Origin of the sequence: Sandarakinorhabdus rubra, assembly GCF_010994245.1 — a bacterium.
Lineage (GTDB): Bacteria > Pseudomonadota > Alphaproteobacteria > Sphingomonadales > Sphingomonadaceae > Sandarakinorhabdus > Sandarakinorhabdus rubra.
Genome location: NZ_WMHO01000106.1, coordinates 1 through 8,653, shown reverse-complemented (window position 1 = coordinate 8,653; position 8,653 = coordinate 1). Strand labels below are relative to the sequence as shown.

The 8,653-nt window shown below is 66.8% G+C and carries 8 protein-coding genes; 5 read left to right on the top strand and 3 right to left on the bottom strand.

Features of this window, described 5'->3' with window-relative positions; genetic code table 11:
* Both GJV64_RS08055 and GJV64_RS15615 read left to right on the top strand, forming a co-directional pair.
* Positions 1-966, top strand: a 966-nt coding sequence (locus GJV64_RS08055) for a mechanosensitive ion channel family protein (RefSeq protein WP_164156747.1), incomplete at its 5' end; no start/stop codon positions are given.
* Between the two features lie 226 nt (positions 967-1,192).
* The gene (locus GJV64_RS15615) at positions 1,193-1,873 is read left to right on the top strand and encodes a PEPxxWA-CTERM sorting domain-containing protein (RefSeq protein ID WP_235927658.1); all 681 of its coding nucleotides are present in this window, start codon (positions 1,193-1,195) and stop codon (positions 1,871-1,873) included.
* A gap of 85 nt (positions 1,874-1,958) precedes the next feature.
* On the opposite strand, the gene GJV64_RS08045 is transcribed toward GJV64_RS15615, so the two are convergent.
* Both GJV64_RS08045 and GJV64_RS15610 read right to left on the bottom strand, forming a co-directional pair.
* Positions 1,959-2,717, bottom strand: a complete 759-nt coding sequence (locus GJV64_RS08045; RefSeq protein WP_164156746.1) for a Coq4 family protein — start codon at positions 2,715-2,717, stop codon at positions 1,959-1,961.
* Positions 2,718-2,873: 156 nt separating this feature from the next.
* A complete protein-coding gene (locus GJV64_RS15610) occupies positions 2,874-3,527 on the bottom strand; it encodes an Npun_F0296 family exosortase-dependent surface protein (protein ID WP_235927657.1) in 654 nt (217 codons plus the stop codon).
* A gap of 193 nt (positions 3,528-3,720) precedes the next feature.
* Here GJV64_RS15610 and GJV64_RS08035 point away from each other — a divergent pair, with 193 nt between their 5' ends.
* Together GJV64_RS08035 and GJV64_RS08030 are read left to right on the top strand one after the other, a co-directional pair.
* The gene (locus tag GJV64_RS08035) at positions 3,721-4,185 is read left to right on the top strand and encodes a MaoC family dehydratase (RefSeq protein WP_164156745.1); all 465 of its coding nucleotides are present in this window, start codon (positions 3,721-3,723) and stop codon (positions 4,183-4,185) included.
* Between the two features lie 43 nt (positions 4,186-4,228).
* Positions 4,229-5,404: an acetyl-CoA C-acyltransferase gene (locus GJV64_RS08030; protein ID WP_164156744.1), complete on the top strand. Its 1,176-nt coding sequence runs from the start codon at positions 4,229-4,231 to the stop codon at positions 5,402-5,404.
* Between the two features lie 122 nt (positions 5,405-5,526).
* Here GJV64_RS08030 and GJV64_RS08025 read toward each other — a convergent pair whose 3' ends face one another.
* The gene (locus tag GJV64_RS08025) at positions 5,527-6,741 is read right to left on the bottom strand and encodes a glycosyltransferase family 87 protein (protein ID WP_164156743.1); all 1,215 of its coding nucleotides are present in this window, start codon (positions 6,739-6,741) and stop codon (positions 5,527-5,529) included.
* 148 nt (positions 6,742-6,889) lie between these two features.
* On the opposite strand from GJV64_RS08025, the gene GJV64_RS08020 reads away from it, so the two are divergent.
* Positions 6,890-8,602: a DEAD/DEAH box helicase gene (locus GJV64_RS08020; protein WP_164156742.1), complete on the top strand. Its 1,713-nt coding sequence runs from the start codon at positions 6,890-6,892 to the stop codon at positions 8,600-8,602.
* The last annotated feature ends 51 nt before the right edge of the window (positions 8,603-8,653 follow it).

Sequence of the window (8,653 nt, the reverse complement as noted above, 5' to 3'; positions counted from 1 at the left end):
CTGCCGCGCGGCGGTGAAGGCTGGCGGGCGCTGGCCCGCGGCGTGGTGGACCGCACGTTGCAGCTGTTCCTGGTCGCCGTGGCTCTTGACGGCGCCAGCCATGCCGTGGCGCCGCCGGGGCCGCTGCTGGCGCTGGTGGACCGCCTGTTCATCATCGCGATGGCCGTGCAGGGGGCGCTGTGGCTGCGGGAAGTGATCCTGGGGCTGGTGCGCCGCAAGGCCGAAGTTGGCGGCGAGGACGCGGTGGCGCTGGGCAGCGCGATCGGCGTCATCACCGTGCTGGTCAATGTGGTGGTGTGGCTGCTCGCCGCCATCCTGGTGCTCGACAATCTGGGCGTGAATGTCACCGCGCTGGTGGCCGGCCTTGGCGTTGGCGGCATCGCGATCGGTTTGGCGGCGCAGGGCATTTTTTCCGATCTGTTCGCCGCGCTCGCGATATTGTTCGACCGGCCGTTCCGGGTGGGGGACACGATCAGCTATGGCACGTCCACCGGCACGGTCGAGCATATCGGGCTGAAGACCACTCGCATCCGGTCCCTGTCGGGCGAGCAACTGGTGATGGCCAACACCAAGCTGCTGGAACAGCAGGTGGCCAATCTGCGGCGCATCGAGGAGCGCCGCGTGGTGCTGAGCGTCGGCATCATCTACCAGACCCCACCCGACCGGCTGGAGGCGCTGCCGACCGAGCTTCAAGCGCTGGTGGCGGCGCAGGCCCATTGCCGGTTCGATCGCGCGGTGTTCACCGGCTTCGGCCCCTCGAGCCTCGATTTCGAACTGGTGTTCTTTGTCACAGTGCCGGAGCTGGAGGCGATGCTGGCTGCCCGCCAGGCGGTGGGCTTTGCCATCGTGCGCCGCTTTGCCGAACTGGGCATCGAATTTGCCTACCCCACGCAAACCACCTTCACCGCCGCACCCGACGGCCGGATGATTGATCCCACCCAGATCAGCGAACGCCCGCGCGACTGACCTCTATCCGAAATTCAGGGTGTCGGTGTTCGATCGTGCCAGATCAGGCCCGGCGACAGGACGCAGCACGGCATAGTGAATTGCAATTGCGGTCAAATTCGTGGTTAACATTTACTTAACGGCACTTGTGATTAATCAAAAATTAGGATATCCGACATTTTGCGTCGTCTTGGGACGGCGTCATGCGTCGTCGTGGGGGCGGCGCAGAGCAACAAGGTGCTTTGTGATGCGCACGATTTCCATGTTTCTGGCCGGGACGGCGATGGCCCTGGCCGCGCCAGCGATGGCAACCTTCAATGTGACGATCGGAAATCCGGTGACCGGCATTCCCGGCAACAACGATTTTCGGGCAATGCTGAACCGGGACGGCCTCTACGCCTACACCGCCGGCGGTGCGGCGATCTCCCTGTCATTGCCGTCCACCACCGAGCTCGAGTTCGAGTTTCTCGGCTCGGAAAGCGGCTTTTCTGACAAGTTCAAGGTCGGCGGCACGACCATGTTCTCCGAAACCTCGGGCGGCCGGATCGGCAACAACAATCCTGCCAACCCGTGGACCATCCTCGGGACCGGCAGCGCCAATTATGGCGCCGGGCCCATCACCGATTGGCTCTTCACGTCGAACAATGGTGCGAAGAACAAGGGGATCGGCACGCTGGAGTTCGGCATCTTCCTGCCGCGCGGCTTCGAGCCGGGCGACATCTATCGCAGCCGTGTCCTGTATCTGGGCTTCGATGACCAGATCACCGGTGACGATGACAATCATGACGACATGATCGTCAGGGTCACCGTGGGCGGCGGGTTCAACCCGGAAGGCATTCCCGAACCGTCGAGCTGGGCCATGCTGATTGCCGGCTTCGGCCTGGTGGGCGCCGCCCGGCGCCGTCGCCGCGCGGCCATCGCTGCCTGAAACTGCGCTGCCCTCTTCGGGCGGACACAACCGAAGCGCCGGTCACCAGCGGTGGCCGGCGTTTCCCGTTTTCGGGATGTCCGGTTCAAGCTGCCTTGGGCACCGCGCCCATGCGGGCGTGCGGCGGGATGCTGTTGTAGATGTGCGGCGCCTCCAGCCCCAATTGCGCGCGCACGGCCTCCAGCGGCTGCGGCAGCAACGCGGCATAATCGATCTGGCCCAGCCAGGCGCAGTTCCGCCCGCGCCGATAGCCTTCCCAGATCGCCCGCGCGTAGGGGTGGGGCTCTTCGGCCTTCCGGCTGCGCAGAATTGCGCCGGCCGCGATGAAGGCCCAGCCCAGTCCGCCGGTCTGCGGGAAGGAGAAGGCCACCAGGCAAGCCTCGCCAAGGCCATCGGTGCCATAGCCGGCCAGCACGTGCCACAGATCATGCACATCGCGGATGCGTCGGCCAAACCACGCCACTGGGTGCTCGACCCCCTTCATCACCTGGGACGACACTTCGATCAGCCCTTCGGCCGAGATGTTGTTGGCCTCGACATGCGCCAGATAGGCCCGGCCCAGGCTGTCTTCGGGCAGGCTGCGCAGCCAGTCGCGGTTGGCCAGCAGCGCGGCGATCTCCTCGCGGCGGAAGGCCAGCTGGCCGCCCTCCACCGTGGTCAGCAGTCGGCTATAGGCGCGCCAGGTGGCATCGCCGTTCAGCGCCTGCATGATCGCAAACACCTCGTGCGTGGCATCCTTGTCGGCCAGCAGGCGGCGCAAGGCGGCCAGCGCTGCCGGCCAGTTGCGGCGCGGCCGCGCGATCGGCTGCGGCGCGATGGCGGTGATGGGCAGGATGGCGGTCATTGCGGAGCGACACTACGCAAAAGCCGCGGCGAACTCAACAGCGCATCGGAGTGATCCCCTGCGCCACAAATGAAGACGGCAGCGGGGTCACCGCTGCCGTCATCCCGCCTCTTGCGCTGCAAGCCGGGGCGCCCGCCCCAGCCGATGCAGGCGCGATCAGGCGGAGATCGTGATCCGGCGCCGCCGACCGGCCGCGCCCACCAGGCCAAACCCGGCGATGAGCATGGCCCAGGATGCCGGCTCCGGAACGGCGGTTCCAGTGCCGGTGCCATCCACCAGGTCGGCGGCAAAACTGTCGAACTCGAACGCGATGCCGGTCGAGGAGAATTTCAGACCACCGATCACCTGGTTCGGCCCGGCGGTAAAGTTGATGCGCCGGTTGGTGCCCGGCAGCAACTGGTTACCGTCTGCCGGTGGCAGCATGCCACCAGTGATCGTGAAGATGATGTTGTCGTTGCTGTCGAGGACGTCGACCCGGTTGTAGCGATCGATCGAGCCCCAGTAGAAGCTGATCGACTCGAGGTCAGGCGTGGACAGCGTGGCGTTGTTCGGGTTGATCGCGCTCGACACATAGCCGAAGCAGCTGCTGCCGCCGGCCGGTGTCGCCGCCACGCCCTGCAGCGTGTTGCAGCGCGAAGCGATACCGCCCGACCAGCTGAAACCAGTCGCATTGGGATTGTCGAAATCGACGACGATGGTCTGGCCGGGGAGGGGGCCCGGATCGGGTGCTCCAAACTGGCCGGTGACGGTCACGGCCTGAGCCGAGGCGGCCAGCACGGTGGCGGCCGAAAACGCAGCAAGCAACTTCATCGCGAATCCCCGATTAACTAACTGTTAGTGATATGCTCAAAAACACGCCAGAAGGCAACAACGAACTGGATAGAAGTCGTTCATCTTGCAATTGCAGACCATCTGCTCCGGGGCCTCGCGTACACGCGGGTTGACGCAAACGTGAAGGGCCGCCTAGGCTTGGGCAAAACCGATCTGCAGGGGAGACAGGGCCATGGCCGCCAAATCACTGACGCTTGACGAATTTCGCGCCCTTGCCGGCAGCGAGGTCGGCGTGTCCGACTGGATCGAGGTGCCACAGGCCAAGATCGACGCCTTTGCCGAGGTGACCGGCGATCACCAGTTCATTCACGTGAACCCGGAACTGGCCAAGCAGACGCCCTTTGGCACCACCATCGCCCATGGCTACCTCACGCTCAGCCTGCTCTCGGTGATGGCCTATCAGGCGATGCCGGGCATCAAGGGCACGCGGATGGGGGTCAACTATGGCCTCAACAAGGTGCGTTTCATGGCGCCAGTGAAATCCGGCAGCAAGGTGCGCGGCCGCTTCACCATTGCCGACGTGTCGCAGCGCCCCGATGGCGCCTGGCAGACCACCACCAACGTCACCGTGGAGATTGACGGTGAAACCAAGCCGGCGCTGGCCGCCGAATGGATTACGCTGCAATATGTCGCCTGATCCGGCCTGAGCTGCCGACCTGACTGTCCGAAAGGAAATACCCATGCGCGAAGCTGTCATCGTTTCCACCGCCCGCACCCCCATCGGCCGCGCCTATCGCGGCGCCTTCAACGCCACGCCGTCGCCCACGCTGGCTGGCCACGCCATTGCCCACGCGGTTAAACGCGCCGGGATCGATGGCGCCGAGGTTGACGACGTGGTGATGGGCTGCGCCCTCCAGCAGGGCGTGCAGGGCGGCAACATCGCCCGCCTCGCGCTGCTGCGTGCCGGCCTGCCGGTCACCGTTTCGGGCCAGTCGATGGACCGGCAATGCTCGTCGGGCGTGATGTCGATCGCCACGGCGGCCAAGCAGATCATGGTCGACGGCATGCAGATCTGCATCGGAGCTGGTGTCGACTCCATCTCCATGGTGCAGAACGACAAGATGCGCACCGGCGTCGATCCCAGCCTGGTCGCCATGCACCCCAACATCCACATGCCGATGCTGCAGACCGCCGAAGTGGTGGCGAAGCGCTACAACATCAGCCGCGACCGGCAGGATGAATATGGCTTCCAGAGCCAGATGCGCACCGCCGCCGCCCAGGCCGCAGGCAAGTTCGACGATGAAATCGTGCCGATGACCGCCACCATGGCGATGGTCAACAAGGAGACCAAGGAGGTCACCACCCACGAGATCACGCTGACCAAGGACGAAGGCAACCGCCCGGAAACCACGCTGGAAGGCCTGAAGGGCCTGAAGCCCGTGATCGAGGGCGGGGTGATCACCGCCGGCAACGCCAGCCAGCTGTCGGACGGGGCTTCGGCCAGTGTGCTGATGGAAGCCAAGGAAGCCGCGCGGCGCGGCCTCACCCCGCTGGGCGCCTATCGGGGCATGGCGGTGGCCGGCCTCGAGCCGGACGAGATGGGCATCGGCCCCATCTATGCCATCCCCAAGCTGCTGAAGGCCAACGGCCTTAAGATGGACGACATCGGCCTTTGGGAACTGAACGAGGCGTTCGCGGTGCAGGTACTGCATTGCGCCGACGTGCTGGGCATCGATCACGACAAGCTCAACGTCAACGGCGGCTCGATCTCGATCGGTCACCCCTATGGCATGACTGGCGCGCGTTGCACCGGCCACGCCCTTATCGAGGGCAAGCGCCGCGGGGCGAAATATGTGGTCGTCACCATGTGCGTGGGCGGCGGCATGGGCGCCGCCGGCCTCTTTGAGGTGTATTGAGGCTGGGCGAGCGGGTGGCGCCCAGCGCTATCCGCCGACCCTGGCGAAATCGGTCGGCGGGTTCGGGCAAGACGGCGCCACGGCTTTGCCGGGGCAGAGGCTTGCCTGAATCCCGTTCGATGCTACGGCCAAGCCGTGCGGCTGGCGTCTGGACCCGGCACCGCCCCCGCGCCGCGCGCCAGCAGCCTGACCACAAGCAGAAGCAGGAGCAGATGCAAGGCGCCCGCCGGTGACCGCCCGGTGATCGCAGGGCCGAACACGAAGGTGTGGGCAATGCCGTAGAGCGGGCAGGCGAGGAACAATCCATAGATCAGCGCGCGCTCTGGCGGACGGCCCAGCAGCTGGATCGCCGGCAGCAGCAGGCAAAGGCCCGTCGCCATCACCGGCCAGTCATAATCAAACGCATAGGGGCTGATAGCCAGCGACAGCAGCGCCGCCAGTCCGAGCGCCTGCTGGCGGGGCAGGCGATGCTGCGCCCAGACGACGGCAGCGAGGCTGCCAGCGGCCATGATGACCTGTCCCGCCAGCGCCACATCGGCCGGCACCGCCGCAGACCGGAGGGCTGCATACAGCGAAACCATGCGCCGCCAGGAATAGAAGTCGCCCTGCAGCAGGCTGGCGGTGTTGGCAATTCCGGTGGCGAACGCCTTCCATATGCCGCGGTCGATCAGCAGTTCCGGCGCCAGCGCTGCCAATCCCATGGTCAACGCCGCAACGGCCATCGTGCGCCACTGCCGGTCGATCACGACAAACGCCGCCAGCGTGACGGCCAGGTGCGGCTTGATGATCAGCAGGCCGAGCGGAATGCCGGCCCATTGCCGCTGTTGCGCCAGTCCAATCACCGCCAGCGCCGCCAGTGTGCCCGTCAGCAGGCCATTCTGGCCCAGAAGGATCACGCAACAGACCGGGAAGGTGAGCAACAAGAGGGCGATCGGCCACTCCTGGCCAGACAGTTTCCGGACCGCCAGCAGATAGGTGCCCGTCGTCAGCGTGAAGAACATGGCCAGCGACAGCCAGCGCGGCGCCCAGGCCAGAGGCGCGATGATCAGGTCGAACGGCGGGGGATAGCTCCAGGTCAGCTGCTTGTTGCGCCCGAAATATTCGGTCTGCTGCTGGATAAAGGTTGGCAGATCATAGGATTGGGCGATCTCGCCGCGCGCCACGAGCTGCGAGGCCAGATAGAAGACATCGAAGTCGTTGATGCGCTCCATCCCGGCCGTGCCCTTGGCTGCCAGGGTCGATTGCACCAGCACGAAACCGATCTGGAACAGCGCCACTATCGTTGCCAGCCGGGGCAGGGGCGACGTTTCGGCGGATCTGATGAACCGTTGCAGCATGTCACCCCGTTCTCACGCGCGATCTCCGCCCGTCAGCTTTGGCCCAGAACAGGGCGCGCTGTCACGCCTCCACTGCCGCCCGGCGGCCGGTTGTGATCACGCCACGCCCGGATTCGCTTTCAACGCCGGTTTCGGCCATAGGCGCGCCATGACCCTTGACCACATCCCCGCGCCGCTGGCCCAGGCCATCGCCCAGCGCGGTTACGAAGAGCTCACCCCCGTCCAGTCCGCCGTGATCGCGCCAGAGGCGCGCGGCCGCGACCTCCTGGTGTCGGCGCAGACCGGTTCCGGCAAAACGGTCGCCTTCGGGCTGGCCATGGCGGCGGACCTGCTGGCCGATGCAACCGCGCTGCCACCGCCCGGGCGACCGCTGGCGCTGGTGATCGCGCCCACCCGCGAACTGGCCCTGCAGGTCGCCAAGGAACTGGCCTGGCTCTACGCACCGGCGCGCGGCCGCATCGCCACCTGCGTCGGCGGCATGAACGTGGTGGCCGAGCGCCGCACCTTGAATGCTGGCGCTCATATCGTCGTCGGCACCCCGGGCCGCCTGCGCGATCATCTGGAGCGCGGCGCACTGCTGCTGGACCAGGCGCGGGCCATCGTGCTCGACGAAGCCGACGAAATGCTCGACATGGGGTTTCGCGAGGACCTTGAAGAGATCCTCGACGCTGCGCCGCCCGAGCGCCGCACCTTGCTGTTCTCCGCCACCCTGCCCAAGGGCATCGCGGAACTGGCGCGTGACTATCAGAAGGATGCGCTGCGCCTCGCCACGGCCGGCCGCGCCAGCCAGCACGCCGACATTTCCTATCAGTGCGTCGCGGTCAGCCCCGCCGATATCGAGGCGGCGGTGGTCAACCTGTTGCGCTTCCACGAAGCGCCCACCGCCATGCTGTTCTGCGCCACGCGCGACAATGTCCGGCGGCTGCACGCCAGCCTGACGGAACGCGGCTTTGCTGCTGTCGCACTGTCGGGCGAGCACAGCCAGTCGGAACGCAACCAGGCGCTGCAAGCCTTGCGTGATCGTCGGGCGCGCTTGTGCGTGGCCACCGATGTGGCGGCGCGCGGCATCGATCTGCCCGGGCTCTCGTTGGTCATCCATGTCGAACTGCCGCGCGATGCCGAAACATTGCAGCACCGCTCGGGCCGCACCGGCCGGGCCGGGGCCAAGGGCACGGCGGTGCTGGTGGTGCCCTATCCGGCGCGGCGCCGGGTGGAGCGGATGCTGGCCGGTGCTGGCATCAAGCCGACATGGTCCCCGGTGCCGGCGCCCGAAGCCATCGCCGTGCAGGATCGGGACCGGCTGCTGACCAGCATCGGGGAAGGCATCGGCGCGCTCGACGAGGCCGACAGGCGGCTGGGCGAGGAGCTGCTGACCCGCCACGGGGTGGACGAGATTGCCGCCGCGCTGGTGCGTGTCCACCGGATGCGCCTGCCGGAAGTGGAGGAGCTCGTCGACGCTGGACCGCCCGTCCGTGCACGCCCGGAGCGGCACGCCGCAGACCCGGGAGGACGTCAGGGCGGCGCCCCCGATCGCCGCCAGGGCGGCGCTGGCGTGTGGTTCCGGCTCGATGTCGGCCGCCGCCACAATGCCGATCCGCGCTGGATCATCCCGCTGCTCTGCCGGCGTGGCGGGGTTACCAAGCCCGACATCGGCAGCATCCGCATCCTGCCATCCGAAACACTGGTGGAGATCGCGCCTGACATGGCGGAACGCTTCCAGGTCGCGCTGAACCGGCATGCCACCCGCAAGGGCAACAGCGCCGAAGACCAGATTGCCATCATCCCGGCGGCTGGCCCGCCCGCCGCCGGGCCGCCCCGCCGCCGACTGCCGCCGCGGCCGGCGCCGCCGCGCCGGGCCTGAGCTCCCGGCGTCAGCGGAAGGCGAACGCCCAGATGATGGCGGTGTTGAACA